At 54.8% G+C, this 14,216-nt stretch carries 11 protein-coding genes; 5 read left to right on the top strand and 6 right to left on the bottom strand.

All coding sequences use genetic code 11. The annotated features are described in order from the left end of the window. Positions 1 to 363: 363 nt before the first annotated feature. Complete coding sequence (locus AB6T85_RS22770) at positions 364 to 1,377, top strand: RepB family plasmid replication initiator protein (protein WP_301253031.1); 1,014 nt, start codon at positions 364 to 366, stop codon at positions 1,375 to 1,377. 660 nt (positions 1,378 to 2,037) lie between these two features. Further along, positions 2,038 to 3,024 carry an SDR family oxidoreductase gene (locus tag AB6T85_RS22765; RefSeq protein ID WP_253461358.1) on the top strand — a complete coding sequence of 329 codons (987 nt, stop codon included), beginning with the start codon at positions 2,038 to 2,040 and terminating at the stop codon, positions 3,022 to 3,024. Between the two features lie 79 nt (positions 3,025 to 3,103). Here the strand turns inward: AB6T85_RS22765 and AB6T85_RS22760 are convergent, their stop codons facing one another. The 3 genes from AB6T85_RS22760 to AB6T85_RS22750 are packed head-to-tail and all read right to left on the bottom strand — an operon-like array spanning position 3,104 to position 6,356. Then, positions 3,104 to 3,883 carry a TIM barrel protein gene (locus AB6T85_RS22760; protein WP_301253030.1) on the bottom strand — a complete coding sequence of 260 codons (780 nt, stop codon included), beginning with the start codon at positions 3,881 to 3,883 and terminating at the stop codon, positions 3,104 to 3,106. Continuing rightward, positions 3,883 to 4,893, bottom strand: coding sequence for a Gfo/Idh/MocA family oxidoreductase (locus tag AB6T85_RS22755; RefSeq protein ID WP_253461354.1), 1,011 nt, complete (start codon positions 4,891 to 4,893; stop codon positions 3,883 to 3,885). The genes AB6T85_RS22760 and AB6T85_RS22755 overlap by 1 nt, the downstream gene beginning before the upstream one ends. Positions 4,894 to 4,907: 14 nt before the next feature. Beyond that, complete coding sequence (locus tag AB6T85_RS22750) at positions 4,908 to 6,356, bottom strand: sugar porter family MFS transporter (RefSeq protein WP_369896896.1); 1,449 nt, start codon at positions 6,354 to 6,356, stop codon at positions 4,908 to 4,910. Positions 6,357 to 6,541: 185 nt separating this feature from the next. On the opposite strand from AB6T85_RS22750, the gene AB6T85_RS22745 reads away from it, so the two are divergent. Together AB6T85_RS22745 and AB6T85_RS22740 are read left to right on the top strand one after the other, a co-directional pair. Then, on the top strand, positions 6,542 to 8,518 hold the full coding sequence (locus AB6T85_RS22745; RefSeq protein WP_301731064.1) for a sigma-54-dependent Fis family transcriptional regulator: 1,977 nt from the start codon (positions 6,542 to 6,544) through the stop codon (positions 8,516 to 8,518). A gap of 150 nt (positions 8,519 to 8,668) precedes the next feature. Further along, the gene (locus tag AB6T85_RS22740; protein WP_253461434.1) at positions 8,669 to 9,283 is read left to right on the top strand and encodes a TetR/AcrR family transcriptional regulator; all 615 of its coding nucleotides are present in this window, start codon (positions 8,669 to 8,671) and stop codon (positions 9,281 to 9,283) included. A gap of 262 nt (positions 9,284 to 9,545) precedes the next feature. Here AB6T85_RS22740 and AB6T85_RS22735 read toward each other — a convergent pair whose 3' ends face one another. After that, on the bottom strand, positions 9,546 to 10,070 hold the full coding sequence (locus AB6T85_RS22735) for a VOC family protein (protein WP_253461432.1): 525 nt from the start codon (positions 10,068 to 10,070) through the stop codon (positions 9,546 to 9,548). A gap of 41 nt (positions 10,071 to 10,111) precedes the next feature. Continuing rightward, on the bottom strand, positions 10,112 to 10,678 hold the full coding sequence (locus AB6T85_RS22730; RefSeq protein ID WP_301253026.1) for an NADPH-dependent FMN reductase: 567 nt from the start codon (positions 10,676 to 10,678) through the stop codon (positions 10,112 to 10,114). A gap of 123 nt (positions 10,679 to 10,801) precedes the next feature. Here AB6T85_RS22730 and AB6T85_RS22725 point away from each other — a divergent pair, with 123 nt between their 5' ends. Then, positions 10,802 to 11,731, top strand: a complete 930-nt coding sequence (locus AB6T85_RS22725; protein WP_253461429.1) for a LysR family transcriptional regulator — start codon at positions 10,802 to 10,804, stop codon at positions 11,729 to 11,731. Positions 11,732 to 11,906: 175 nt separating this feature from the next. Here the strand turns inward: AB6T85_RS22725 and AB6T85_RS22720 are convergent, their stop codons facing one another. After that, on the bottom strand, positions 11,907 to 13,748 hold the full coding sequence (locus tag AB6T85_RS22720; protein ID WP_301253024.1) for a hypothetical protein: 1,842 nt from the start codon (positions 13,746 to 13,748) through the stop codon (positions 11,907 to 11,909). Positions 13,749 to 14,216 lie beyond the last annotated feature (468 nt).

Raw genomic sequence — 14,216 nt, 5'->3', positions numbered from 1 at the left:
ATGATTAAGCAGTTGCCGCTGTAGCATTGCCTGTAGCGGGTTTGCTGAACCTTTGTATTATCCGGACACAGCTTTAACCCATAGCTATCCACAGGCTCCTGAAAATAAGATTTTTTTATCCACTGGTTCGATCCAATAACAGATCATATAAAGAACCAGAAAGACCCATAAAGATCCCCGCGCTTCGCAAGGCCTGCCGTAACTGGCCTGAGAAGGGATCGTTAACCACTGTGGTAAGTAAAACAACTACTGTAGAGAGTAATAAATCCACTATAGCAAGTAGCCTGACCACTACGGTGAGTGTTAGTATCCACTGTAACCAGTAACGGCGAATATCGCTTGTTCATATCACGGGTTTGTAAAATGCCGAAAAAAGAACAAGAAATCAGTCAGATAGATGCAGCTTTTTGTGAAACGGACAAGAAGACGGGAGAGGTTATCAACCTGACTCCTAACAGTAACAATACCGTTCAGCCGGTGGCGCTGATGCGGCTTGGGCTGTTTGTACCCACGCTTAAATCGACGGCGCGGGGCAGAAAAAACCAGATGTCGACCATGGATGTCACTGACGAGCTGAAACAGCTGTCGATCGTTAAATCCGAAGGGTACGAAAATATCAGGATAACCGGTGCCCGGCTTGATATGGATAACGATTTCAAAACCTGGGTCGGCATTATCCATGCCTTTGCCAAATATAAGGTGCTGGGAGACAGCGTAACGCTGCCGTTCGTCGATTTCGCTAAACTGTGCGGCATCCCTTCTGTACGCTCTTCAGCGAAGCTGAGAAGCCGTCTGGATGCTTCCCTGACCCGCATTGCGACCAATACTATTCAGTTCAGCAACAAAGAAGGGGAGTATTACGTCACGCATCTGGTGCAGTCAGCCAAATACAGCACTAAAACCGACAGTGTTACTCTCCAGGCCGATCCCAAGATTTTTGAGCTCTATCAGTTCGATAAAAAGGTGCTTCTTCAGCTCAGAGCCATCAACGAGCTGTCCCGTAAAGAGTCTGCACAGGCCCTTTATACTTTTATCGAAAGCCTGCCGCCTTCACCAGCGCCCATATCCATGGCCCGCCTGCGCGCTCGCCTGAACCTTACTTCGCGTACCATCACGCAAAACGCGACCGTCCGTAAAGCGATGGAGCAGCTGAGGGAGATCGGCTACCTGGACTACACAGAGATTAAGCGAGGCAAAATCGTCTATTTCGTCATCCACTACCGGCGGCCAAAGCTCAGACCGGCAGAAATCCCGCTTGGCCTGCCCGATTTGCCTGAGGACGAGATTGAGGAAACCGTACCCCAGGGCGAAATGGTTATGCTTTCGCGAGAAGAGCTGGAACTGTTAGAAAAGATCCGTAGCGGTAAAAAACCGTAACCACTGTGGAGAGCAAAAGCGCCAGCAACCACTGCGATGAGCGTCAGTTTGCTCCTGTAAGTCACCGTTATGTCGGATAAGCAACCACTGTAATGAGAGGCGGATCTCATTACAGTGGTTGTTGAGCCAGCGTTAAGCAAGTCAGGCTCAAATACCTTCCTGCCTGGCTTTACCAAAACATGGCTCTAGCCAGACACGCTGTACGCCTCGCTATTAAAGGTCACGCTCACCAGAGTGGATACATTTTTACCGCCGTTTTACTCACTATAGTGGTTATTACTCCCCATAGTGGTTTATTACTTTCCGCAGTGGTCAAAAGTTTACGCCTTTTTACTCGCTTCAGTGGTTAAGCGGAAACTGCCCGGCAGAAACCAGGAAGGGCGTTTTCTTCATTCTGAGAGCGGCGGTTGGTCACCTACGAAATGATATTAATGCTTTATATCGCTCGAGATGGACTGCTCTCGGGAGCTCGCTGACTACAGTCATCTTCGTGCGCACAATGCGGCAGGACAGCAGGCGTTCCTTCCATTTATTGATCCCTGTTCTGCAATCAACCAGCTATTTTTCAGCAGCCTGCCATACTCTGTTAACGAAAATTCGTGCGTTTATCATTTTTTATTTATCAGACGGCTGTGACGCAGCGGTTTATGAGGGCCAGATATGTTGCAGGAAAAAGTAGCGGTAATTACAGGTGGGACTTCTGGCGTAGGACGCGCCAGCGCACAGGCCTTTGCTGAAGCAGGCTATGCGGTAGCGGTGATTGGCCGTAGTGAACAAAGCGTAAAAGAGACTATTGAAGAGTTAAAACTGTTTGGTGTACAGGCATCGGGCGCGGCAGTAGATGTGGCAGACGGCGGCGCGCTGTTGGCGGCCGGTCGTAAAATCGAAGCCGAACTTGGTCCGATCAACGTCTGGGTTAACGCAGCCATGCTGACCGTGCTGGCGCCCGTTACGCAAATTACTGACGAAGAATTCCAGCGCGTCACCGATGTGACCTATCTGGGCTGCGTTCACGGCACCCGTACTGCGCTAACGCTGATGGGGGAACGTGACGAGGGGATTATCGTACAGGTAGGCTCAGCGCTCGCTTATCGTTCGGTTCCGCTACAGTCCGCTTACTGCGCGGCCAAAGCGGCAATCAGGGGCTTTACGGATTCGCTGCGCAGCGAGCTGCTGCATAACAACAGTTCGATTCGGCTGACTATGGTGCATCTGCCGGGCGTTAATACCCCTCAGTTTGACTGGTCGCGTAACAAAATGGGCAACACCGTTCAGCCTATGCCGCCCATTTTCCAGCCGGAGGTCGCCGCCAGAGCCATTCTTAAAGCCGCGCGCCATGCGCCGCGGGAAGTGTGGGTCGGGCGTTCCACATTCCAGTCCATCGTGGGCAATATGCTGTTCCCGGGCCTGCTGGATCGTATGATGGCAAAACAGGGCTGGAGCGGCCAGATTACCGAGGAGCCGGAGGTCGCTGGCCGGCCGGATAACCTGCATCAGTCCGTCGAAGGACTGCACCGCAGTCACGGCCGTTTTGATGAAAAAGCGGAGCAGCGTGCGCTTAATCTGAACGTCAACAACCCCGGATTGACCATTCTGGGCGTTGCTGCCGTGGCCTGGCTGGGATTACGCAGCTTGCGGCGCCGTTAAAGCCTCTGCACGGGCAGGAGGTGAGCATATCGCAATTTTTGAGTAAAAGGCGCTCACAGAGCGCCAGTTACCGCGAAAACTACTGCGTAAAGACCTCGCGGAAGGCCTCCAGCGCCGCTGCCGAATCATCCGATGCCCAGCCTTCCAGCGCGACCGTGCCGTGATAGTCAATCTCCCGAAGCGCTCGCGCCACCGCCTTGTAATTGATCTCACCGGTGCCGGGCTCTTTACGGCCCGGTACGTCAGCTACCTGAATCTCACCGATATGTTTCTGGCTTTTACGGATCAGCTCAATCAGGTTGCCTTCGCCGATCTGTGCGTGATACAGGTCGAGATTCATTTTCAGCGCGGGGCTGTTAACGGCGCTGACCAGCGCCAGCGTATCGGCCGCCAACGCAAACGGCGTTCCCGGATGGTCAACGGGCAGATTGAGGTTTTCCAGCGTAAATATTCGTCCGGCGCGTTCGCCCATTCGCGCCAGCTGACGTAAGGTTTCCACAGCCTTAAGCCACATCGCACCAGTCACCACCTCGACCGGTTTTACCGGTAATCCTTTGTCATCCAGACCGGTTCCGTGAAGATTTAAAGCCGGACACCGTAGCCGCTCTGCGATCGCCAGCGAGGCTTCAGCGCTTTGCAGCAGCTGCCGGATATCGTCGTCATCGGTCAGATTACCGCTGAGATAGCCTGTCATGGAGGTGAAGCGCGCGCCGGTGGCGGCCAGCGCATCAATGTCTTTACCGGCCCATCCCCAGATTTCGACACCAAACCCCAGCGCATGAATACGCTTTACCCGCTCCACAAACGGCAGATCGAGGAAGACCATTTCGGCGCAAACGGAAAGCTGATAGCTGTTCATTAGCGTGCGTCCAGTTTGACGGGCTGACATTGTTTAACTGATTCAATGCAGGCCAGCGCAATTTCGAGCGCGTTACGCGCATCTTTGCCCGTAGCACGCGGCGTTTCGCCGGTGCGGATACAGCGCGCAAATTCGGCCATCTCCGTCACATAGGCTTCACGCAGCAGCTCGGAATCCATGCGGGAAGTTTCAATAACAATGCCGCCCTCGTGATAGCGCACGCAGTTGGTAGCGTTGATATTGCCCGCCTGCAGCATGCCTTTGCTGCCAAAGACTTCACCGCGGACGTCATAGCCATAGACCGCCTGAAAATTGGCTTCCGCCGTCGCGATGGCGCCATTGTCAAAGCGGATAGTCACTACTGAGGTATCCAGCAGGCCTTTGTCTTTAAAATCCGGACGCACCAGCGCGTCGGCCAATGCGTAAACCTCCACCGGTTTTGCGCCGGGGTTAAAATGCAGCAGCGTATCGAAATCATGGATAAGCGTTTCAAGAAAAATGGTCCACTGCGGGATGGGGGCCGGATCGCGCAAGGCCGGATCGCGAGTGACCGAACGGCTTAACTGAGTCGTGCCGTTCACGCCCGATTTCACCGCCGCAATCGCAGCGGCAAAGCCGCCGTCAAAACGACGGTTAAAGCCGACCTGCAATACCACACCGGCATGGCTGGCCGCCGCGATCGCACGGTCCGCTTCCTCAAGGGTTACCGCCATCGGCTTTTCGCAAAAGACGTGTTTTCCCACGCTGGCGGCCGCTATGACCCATTCAGCATGAGTACGCGCGGGGGCAGCAATAGCAATGGCGTCAATGTCCGGGTCCTGCAACAGCGCATGAAGATCGCTGTAGGCTTTTGCCACGCCGAGCTTTTGCGCCAGCTTTTCCGCCGCGCCGGGCTGCGGATCGGCTACGGCCGCCAGCGTCGCGCCCGGCACGCGCCAGGCAAGGTTTTCAGCATGGAAACTGCCCATCCTTCCTGCACCGATAAGTCCCACTCGTACAGTTTTCATCATCACAGCACTCCTTATTATTTAGTGTTTGCCCAGTCGGGCAGGGAAGATTGTTCAGCGGGCCGCGTCGCCCTGGCTGCGAAGCGGCGGGATTTGGAAAGCATCAGCGGTTCGATATGTTCAAGAGAGACGCCACGCGTTTCCGGCAGGAAGCGCTGTACGAACCAGAACGCTACCAGGCATCCCACCGTGCACAGCATCAGCGGAAAAGCGCCGTGGAAATGCGTCATCAACAGGGCGCTGCGGTTCATCATGGGGAAGCTTTGCGTGACGATAAAATTCGCCACATACATGGAAGAGAAGGCGAAACCCATCGCCACGGCGCGCATGCGATTAGGGAAAATCTCTGAAATTAGCAGCCACGCGCCAAGACTCCACGACAGCCCGAAAATCAGAACGAAGGCCACCAGCCCAATCACCGGCAGCATGCCGTCAATCTGCGCGATAAACGCCCATGAGGTGAACATCAGGCACAGCGCGCATCCTATTGCGCCCCAGCGCAGCAGCGGCTTCCGGCCAAAGCGGTCGATGGTGCTCAGACAGACTGCCACGCCCGCCAGCAGCGCCACGCCCAGAAAAATGCTCTGGAACAGCGAATCCTGGGTGCTGCCGGTAATGTTCTGCAGCAGGGACGGCGCGTAATAAAGCAGGATATTGATACCGGAAACCTGCTGCAAAATGGCGATCGCGCAGCCTGTCAGCAAAATGTAGCGTGCACGCGGGTCGCGCAGGATGCCGCGTTGGCTGGACTGGGCAGGTGCGTCCTGAGAAGAAGCCAGAATTTCCGTGAGTAAACGCTCGGCGTGTTGCGCGTTGGACAGGCGGGTCAGCACCTGGCGAGCGCGATCCGTTTTACCTTTCAGCGCCAGCCAGCGGGGAGATTCCGGCATCAACGGCACCAGCAGCAGGAACAGCGCGCAGGGCACCACGCCGGAAGCCAGCATCCAGCGCCAGCCCTCGCTGACGATCCAGGCATGCGGCATACCGCGCGCAATCAGATAGTTAACGATATACACCGTGACCTGGCCGCCAACCATCAGCATTTGCTGCAGGCCAAGCATACGGCCGCGCCAGTCCTTGGGGGAGATTTCCGCGATATAGAGAGGGGTAATCGCTGACGCCATTCCTACCGCCAGCCCGCCAATTAGTCGATAGAGCACAAAACCCGTCAGCGAATGGGCGAGAGCGGATCCCACGGCGGAAATAACAAAGAGTACGGCGGTAATAATCAACGTGGACTTGCGCCCGATACGGTCTGAAACGTATCCCACGCCCCATGCGCCCGCCACGCACCCCAGAATAACGTTTGAAACGGCCCAGCCGCTTTCCCACGCAGAAAGGTTGAGATGTTCTGTTAAAGGCTCAATTACGCCGGAGATCACCGAAGCGTCATAGCCAAGGATCACGCCGCTGAGTGAAGCAACGGAACAGATGAAAAGAATCAACCGGATATTATGTTTACGCATCACAACCCCTTTCCTTTTAACGCTTTCAACGTGTCTGTAAGAGGTATTGCAAAGGGCATGCCAACCGGTAAGGGGCCTGTAATGTGAAGTACCACACAGTTAGAGATCACAAACTGGAAACAAAATTTACATGTCAACTTAACATGTAAATAAAATGGACATTCCAGACCTAAAAGGATGTGTAGATGAAAAACCTGAGCCGGCTACCCTTTAAAGACGAGAGCGATCCTATCTTCAGCCTGCCGGACAGCACGGAAGTCACGGAGTGGGACAGCCTGCTGTGGCAAGGCTGGCACAGCTTTACGGGCGGCAAACAGCCGGGCTGGATGCGGCAAAGCATTTTGCATTCCTGGCAGCGTTCTCGGGCGCTTAATATCGATCCGGAAACGTTCAGCTATATTTCCCCATCGCCAGACGAACTGGCCGCTATCCTGGAACAAAATGCAGAGATGATTCAGGTTGCGCGCAGCATTATGGAAAACCTGCTGGCCTATAATCCGGACGGCCATATCAACCTGACGGATGCTGACGGGGTAACCTTGTATTATTGCGGTGCCGATCTGACGCCCGTTGGCAGCATTTTGCGTGAGGAGGTGCTGGGCACCAACTGTACCGCGCGCTGCCTGATCGAACAGCGGCTGGTATACGTGTTAAGCGGTGAAAACTGGAAGCTGGATCTGCGTAGAAGGCATCGGCAGTGCGCCGCCGCGCCGGTGCGCGATAAGAACGGCAAGCTGGCTGGCGTACTGACGCTTACCGCCACGCCGGATAAGTTCAACACGCACACGCTGGGCACCGTTCAGGCAGCGGCGGAGACGATAGGCCAACAGCTGCAGCTGCGTCATTTGCTCGCCGAGCAGCAATCTATCCTGGAAACGCTGAATGAAGGGGTAATCGTCTGTGACCGCCACGGCAGCATCAAAACGCTTAATCGCTATGCCCGCCAGATTTTTTGTGGCCTCGATCCGGAAGCGGGATCCATTGATGCGCTGCTGCGTCCGCAGGACGTCTCGCTGCTCAGCCTGCCTTTCTGTAACGATCGCGAGCTGCTTTTTATGCCCGGCGGCAAAGAGCCGGTCTCCTGCCTGGTTTCACTGATGCCCGCGCCTGACGGCGGGCGCGTATTGTCTCTGCGCGAAAACCAGCGTATCCGCGCCATTACCCGGCGGGTGATGGGCGTGAGCGCCAGCTATACGTTCGATATGATCCGCGGCTATTCGCTGCCGCTGCAGCAGGCTATTCAGCAGGCAAGGGCCAGTAGCCGCACCGACAGCACCGTGCTGTTGACGGGTGAAAGCGGCACGGGTAAGGAGCTGTTTGCCCAGGCGATCCATAATGCCGGCCCGCGCCAGCAGGAGCCTTTCGTGGCGCTGAACTGTGGCGCGCTGCCGCGGGATCTGGTACAGAGCGAGCTGTTTGGCTACGCTGATGGCGCATTTACCGGCTCGCGGCGAGGCGGATCGGCCGGAAAATTTGAGCTTGCCGACGGCGGAACGCTGTTTCTCGACGAAATTGGCGAAATGCCGCTGGAAGCACAAACCAGCCTGCTTCGGGTGATCCAGGAAAGCGAAGTGGTGCGTATTGGCGCCGCGCATCCTCTTAAGGTCAACGTCCGTATTATTGCCGCTACCCACTGTAATTTGTCCGATGCCGTGGAGAAAGGCGCTTTCCGCCGCGATCTGTACTATCGCCTCAATGTTGTTTCCCTCAATATTCCCCCGCTACGCGAGCGGCGTGAAGACATACCGGGCCTGGTAAATACTTTCATTCAGGCGCTTTGTAACCGGCTGAAGCGCATCGCCCCGGCTGTTTCACCGCAGGCGATGGCCTGTTTACAGGCCTGGCAATGGCCCGGCAACGTGCGCGAGCTGGAAAACCTGGTCGAACGGATGGTGAATTTATGCGAGGGGATGGAAATCAGCCAGCAGGATCTGCCCGAGGAGATGCGACAGGGAGATCCTGTTGCTCAGCCAGCGTCCGGGCAGGCTTCGCTGCATGAAAAAGAGCGCCAGCACGTGCTCGAGGTGTTGAGTGCAAATAAGGGAAATATGCGTCAGTCGGCCCGGCTTCTGGGAATTTCACGCACTGCGCTTTACAATAAATTAAATCAGTGGCAGGTGGATCTCATTGCCCTGCGCAAAAACATGCGCAGCCCGGTGTAGGCTGGTGAAGCATGACGGCACAGTTGCACAGCGCGTACAACGTCAGTGCCGGAAAAACACTAAGCGGGCCCGATGTGCGTTAAAATGGTGACCAGACTATATTGCGGTCACATTTCGTTAACGGGAGCTCACTGAGCGAAGCTAAAAAAAATGACTGAACAAAAACTTCCTGCCGCCACGCGCGGCCCGTCCGATCACACCCTTCGTGACCAGATTGTCAATGCCGCCATGGAGTACTTCAGCCATTACGGCTTTGAGAAAACCACCGTGTCCGATCTGGCTCGCTCGGTGGGCTTCTCCAAGGCGTATATCTATAAGTTCTTCAGTTCAAAACAGGAGATAGGTGAAGTCATCTGCGCCAGCTGCCTTACGCAGATAACCCAACGTCTGAACGCCGCGCTGGAAGAGGCGCCTTCGGCTACGGAGAAAATGCAGTGCCTTTTTCAGACGCTTACGGTGGCGGGGAGCGAGCTGTTTTTTCGGGAACGCCGCCTTTTTGATATCGCTGCTGCGGCTTCGCGCGATCGCTGGTCGTCGGCAGAGCGGTATGAAGCCTGGCTGCGCGAAACCACCGTTGCCATTCTGCGCGAGGGGCGCGAGGCGGGAGAGTTTGAGCGTAAAACGCCGCTGGACGAAACGGCTGCCGCTGTTTATCTGGTGCTCAGGCCCTACGCCGATCCGGTGCAGCTGCAGGCCGCCCTTGATACGGCCAAAGAAGATGCCAGCCGCCTGGCTGCGCTGGTGCTGAGAAGCCTTGCGCCTTGATTGCCTATTTTTTGAGGCATGGCTCAGAGAAGGGCGCACTTATGCTGCTATTAAATAAGATAACTTATGCGCTGGCCCGATCCCTTTTTGCCCGCCTGCCTGCTGACCGCGCGTGGCGACAGCCAGCGCGGCCAGGCTGCGTCAAGAGGCGCTGACAGACCTTAAAAGCACTCAGCAGAGAGATGCGGCGGGAGTCGGGGCAACGGTGAATTGCCCCCGTTATTGGCTTTTAGAAAAAGTCAGGCCTGCGCAACCACGATATTTACGGCTTCCAGCGTCGCAGGGAAGTACTTTCTTCATAGGGAAGCCTGGAGGGCAGTGAGATTAATTCAATTACGCTGCCCCAGGGCGTCCGGCCGTAGCAGAAAAAGTTATTGTCTCCTGCCTCGGTCGGAAACATCAGCGGCTGCGGAGACGTAAACATTTTCCCGCCGGCACGCTCAAACAGGCCGATGGCTTCGTTAATGTCATCAACGTAAACGGCAAAATGCTGGATGCCGTAATCGCTGGGCCGTACGGGCTGATGCTGCTCCGGCCCCTGCATTTCAAACAGCTCAAGGCCGGGGCCGTGCTGTAGTTTCATCATCCTGACCGTGGTGATTCTGGTTCCCGGAAACAGGTTCAGGATACTTTCCGTCTCTTCGCCTTTCACGTCGTCGTCCGAGGGCGACACGGAGTCGTAGATAACTTCAGCCCCAAAAGCTTCTGAAAAGAAGCGGGTTGCTTCTTCAATATCAGAAACGGTGATGCCAACATGGTCCATACCGCGAACGGTGCCGGTAGACATAATTTCCTCCAAAGATTTTACAGACAGGGTAAAGGTGTTGCTCAGCTCTGCTTTACCGCCATTTCTGCCAGCGCGCTGAGCTGAGCCGCAATCAGGCTGCGGGTATCCGCATCCGTTATGGTGCAGCTTTGCGGATCGAGCCTGGATGAAGCCTGGCTAATCATCACTTCAGGCTTGTTCAGGACGCTGCCGTCCAGAAAGACCAGGATCTGACGCAGATGATATTGTGCCCGGGCGCCGCCTATGGCACCGGGCGAGGCCGTCAGTATGGCGACGGGTTTGCCGGCAACCGGCGTGTCGGACAGGCGTGAAAGCCAGTCCAGGGCATTTTTAAGGGCACCCGGCACGGAATAGTTATATTCAGGCGTGACGATAATCAGCGCGTCCGCTGCCGAGATCGCTTTGCCCATTGCCATCACGGTCTCGGGAAATCCCTGGGCTTGCAGATCGGCATCATAGTGCGGGATATCGCCCACAGAGCCGAGCGGGCTGATGTCCACGCCTGGCGGCGCCAGCGCAGCAAGATTTCGCGCCACAACCGCATTGAAAGACCCTGCCCGAAGGCTGCCCAGCAGGGACACGAACGTAAGGGGTTTTGTCTGTGACATAACGATTTCCCGGTTCAGACGAATTTTCCGGCCGTGGCCGGTCGTGTGTTTATATGCTGACTTCAGTCTGGTATAGAATTAAACATCGATAAACACGCTATAAGTCGCCAGTGAGTAAACTTTATGTCTACCGAATTAACGGCCGAATCCCTGCGGGGGATCACGAATTTTGTTATCACGGCAAAATCGAGCAGTTTTACCGAGGCCGCAGAGCAGCTGGGCATCACAAAATCCGCGGTCGGCAAGAGCGTGGCAAGGCTGGAGGAAAGGCTGGGTACACGGCTGTTCCACCGTTCAACCCGTAAACTGAGCCTGACCAGCGATGGAGAAGCCTATCTGACAAGCTGCCTGTCGGCGCTGGAAATCCTGGACTCTGCTGAAAACATGCTCAGCAGACGTCAGGACAACCCTGCGGGCACGGTTCGTATCGATATGCCGGCATCATTTGGTCGCAACCTGATGATGCCGATACTGCTGGAGCTGACAGCCCGCTATCCGGCTTTGCGGCTGGCGCTGACCTTTAATGACCGTCTTATCGATCCGGTTGAGGAGGGGGTGGATCTGGTGCTGCGCCTGGGCGAACTGCAGAGCACGGATGAGCTGATTGCCCGGCGCCTGAGCCGGCAGCGTCTTTTCCTGTGCGCGTCCCCCGGTTATCTTGAACAACACGGCGTGCCTGACGACATTGAAGCGCTGAAAAAGCACCGCTGCATAATGGGCTTCCGGCGCGGGGCGCCCCTTGCCTGGCGGCTACGTCCGGTGGCAGAGCGGGAAATAAAGTTTATATCCGGTACGGCGCATCAGATAAGCGACGGCGATGCCATGCTGCTGGCCTGTCTGGCAGGGGCGGGGATTGCGCAGTTTCCGGAGTCGATGGTGGGCAGCCATATCACCGCCGGCCATCTTGTTACCATCATGGCCGATCACATGCCGGTTCCGGTTGCGCTTAGCGTAGTCTGGCCCCGGACGCGCCATCTCATTCCGAAAGTCCGGATTATTGTGGACGAACTGCTGAAAAAAGCCGACGAGGGCTATTTCGGCGAGCTCAGGTAGCGTTTTTGTCAATACGCAGTTGATTTCACGCCTGTTTACTAACTTTCGGCAGGCTTATATTCTGGCCGTCCCGTATACGGGTACACACAGGCCGATCGAGCTGCGCCGTCATCACTTTACGTCGGCAGCTCAGCAGTCAGCCTGCTTATAAGACCCGGCAAATAAAAGATGACGGCTATCCGCTTTTCTCACTGTCCATAAGTAAATGCGCAGGCTGGCCGGTTTCGACCATACGCAACATCAGGCTGAGCTCTGCCGGTGAAAGAATGCCTTGTGCGATATTATTTTCAATGCGGTCATGCCGGTCAATTTTCTCCCTGCCAGCAAGATTATTTTCCGACAGGCTTTTGACAAGGGCTTGCCGATCGCCGTCACCCGGCCCAAGAGAAAGTTTGGCCCTCAGGTTGTCAGCAACAATTTCCTTACCCAGATTCTTCAGCTCCACCTCCGTGTCATTATCAATATACCCCGCTGATGCCTCTGTAATCAGACGGTTATAGGGGATACGTCCCTGCCAGGGGGCATGGCGTTCAGGCGTGAACAGGGATTTAGGTTCAAGGTAAACGACGTTATGCCCTAACAGACTCAGCGGTTCAAGCGCGCCGCTGCGCACGCCGATGAAGGCTTTCCCGTTTGATTTCTGCATTATCCGATCAAGAAAATACCACTGATTGACACGCTCTTTCAGAAGCGCAGATTTTTGCCAGAATTTGCTGAGGTCGGGCGTACTGCGATTTTCCCAGGGATGGCGATCTTCAATGCGATTTTTGTACTCATTTCGGAAGCCGTCCCCGATATAGGCTACCGGCGTTCCCTGCTTTTCCAGCGCAGCGTGGATAAGCTCAAACATACGGGGATTGGCAAACGCCTCTTTCTGACGGGCAGAGGCGGCGTCACGAACCGGCGTCTCAAATGGCTTGTTTGTTTTCCATAATAAGACGGAGTTATCTTTCAGGCCCGTTTCCTTAATCGTGCTGTCAACAAGGCTGTCAAGCTCTGCCCGGGCCTCTTCATTAACCAGGCCATAAACCAGCTTTCTGATTTCAGCGCCGGAACGCACCGGATCATCATTGTCTTCCCAGTGTTTTGCCATCATTACCGTCGTTGCGGAGATATGGAAGAGATGGCTGTCGGGTGAGGCATTCTGTGGTTCACAAATGGCGGATTTTTCTCCCAGTACCGTGGTGAAATTTTTCCGGTTCTCCGGATCGTTAAAACTGCCGCTAATGTGGTTCAGCGGGGTTTCACCGTCATAGCGCACTACGGAAAGCCGTTTGTTGATATTTTCCTGACTCACGCCAGACTTTTTCAGGGCATCCGTAATGATTTCAAATGCTTCCATGGCGTATTTTTTTTCAGCAGGCAGTACCGGTTGCTTCTCGCTGTAGCCGATGGTGAGCTTCATTTCCGGATACGTCAGCATTGTCAGAATGGCAGAATACCGATCGCCCACGGCATAACCCGGCATGAATACAGCGGAAGGCTGATTTTTGATATCCGGTATGGTGTTCCATACCGCTTCATCATGGGGCCAGAGTGTGCCGCTGAGTATTCCCTTCCCTGTTTTTTTATCGATCCAGGCTTCCTGATTTTTCCCAACGGTCTTTGCACTGGCACCATAACGTCTTCCACGCTCAGAAGCCTGTCTGCGAAAATCATTCAGGACATCGCTGTCATGAATGACATCTGGTGACGAGGCTGCGCGCGGCAGCAAAACCGATGGGGGACGGAGATTATTGTCAAACCTGGCCAGATGTTTTTTATCGCCTTCCACCATGCTACGGGACAGTGCATCTTTGTATCCCACAAGCAACTTTCTGTTGCCGGAAATCCCCTTGTCTGCTTCCGGATGATGACCGTGCTGTTTCGCCTCAGAGGAGGGCTCTGTAGGCGGTTCGCTGTCACGGGCGGAGGCCGCGCCCGCTGTCAGGCGACTTTCATCTGCAGACGTATTACTGGAAGGTGAGTCACTGACAGGAGGCTGATTATGAGTATGTTTATGACCGGAAATATACATGGCTTTCTTTATTCATATTGGTGAGGACTATTAAAGTGGTTGGAAAGTTTATTTTGTTCCTTTATCAACCATCACCATCGGAAAAAATAACCTCAAAGGCCCTGTGTGCGCCATATCTGGCCTTCTGTACGGATACACCCCGTAATCAACCTGAAGCAATTCATCATCCTGCTAAAGCACCGTAATGTGTTTTTGCCGTAAAACCTCAAGCATTTGTTTATCAGGCTCACCATCTGTGATCGGCGCCAGGTCGCCAATAGCAAACGCAGAATGCCCGAAGCATGCATCGTTGCTCATGCTCAATAAAAAATTGTTATCACGTTCGCCGTTTCTGCTGAATAACCTTTCGTCCTGTGTCTGATTTATAATTTTTAGGGATATGCCCTCAGCGTGCCGTTGCGGTGTACACTAGCGAGCTGGATTCAAATCACCACAATATGGAGTCTATGTGCCCCGGGCCTGGTTTTT

Source organism: Erwinia aeris, assembly GCF_041224955.1.
GTDB lineage: Bacteria > Pseudomonadota > Gammaproteobacteria > Enterobacterales > Enterobacteriaceae > Erwinia > Erwinia aeris.
Note: the sequence above shows the minus strand (reverse complement) of the source record. Positions and strands in the feature narration are given on the sequence as shown.

What these genes read in the sequence shown, in the direction of transcription:
- AB6T85_RS22770 (WP_301253031.1), top strand. Translation starts at nt 364, where the DNA reads ATGCCGAAAAAAGAACAAGAAATCAGTCAGATAGATGCAGCTTTTTGT.
- AB6T85_RS22765 (WP_253461358.1), top strand. Translation starts at nt 2,038, where the DNA reads ATGTTGCAGGAAAAAGTAGCGGTAATTACAGGTGGGACTTCTGGCGTA.
- AB6T85_RS22760 (WP_301253030.1), bottom strand. Translation starts at nt 3,883, where the DNA reads ATGAACAGCTATCAGCTTTCCGTTTGCGCCGAAATGGTCTTCCTCGAT.
- AB6T85_RS22755 (WP_253461354.1), bottom strand. Translation starts at nt 4,893, where the DNA reads ATGATGAAAACTGTACGAGTGGGACTTATCGGTGCAGGAAGGATGGGC.
- AB6T85_RS22750 (WP_369896896.1), bottom strand. Translation starts at nt 6,356, where the DNA reads ATGCGTAAACATAATATCCGGTTGATTCTTTTCATCTGTTCCGTTGCT.
- AB6T85_RS22745 (WP_301731064.1), top strand. Translation starts at nt 6,542, where the DNA reads ATGAAAAACCTGAGCCGGCTACCCTTTAAAGACGAGAGCGATCCTATC.
- AB6T85_RS22740 (WP_253461434.1), top strand. Translation starts at nt 8,669, where the DNA reads ATGACTGAACAAAAACTTCCTGCCGCCACGCGCGGCCCGTCCGATCAC.
- AB6T85_RS22735 (WP_253461432.1), bottom strand. Translation starts at nt 10,070, where the DNA reads ATGTCTACCGGCACCGTTCGCGGTATGGACCATGTTGGCATCACCGTT.
- AB6T85_RS22730 (WP_301253026.1), bottom strand. Translation starts at nt 10,678, where the DNA reads ATGTCACAGACAAAACCCCTTACGTTCGTGTCCCTGCTGGGCAGCCTT.
- AB6T85_RS22725 (WP_253461429.1), top strand. Translation starts at nt 10,802, where the DNA reads ATGTCTACCGAATTAACGGCCGAATCCCTGCGGGGGATCACGAATTTT.
- AB6T85_RS22720 (WP_301253024.1), bottom strand. Translation starts at nt 13,748, where the DNA reads ATGTATATTTCCGGTCATAAACATACTCATAATCAGCCTCCTGTCAGT.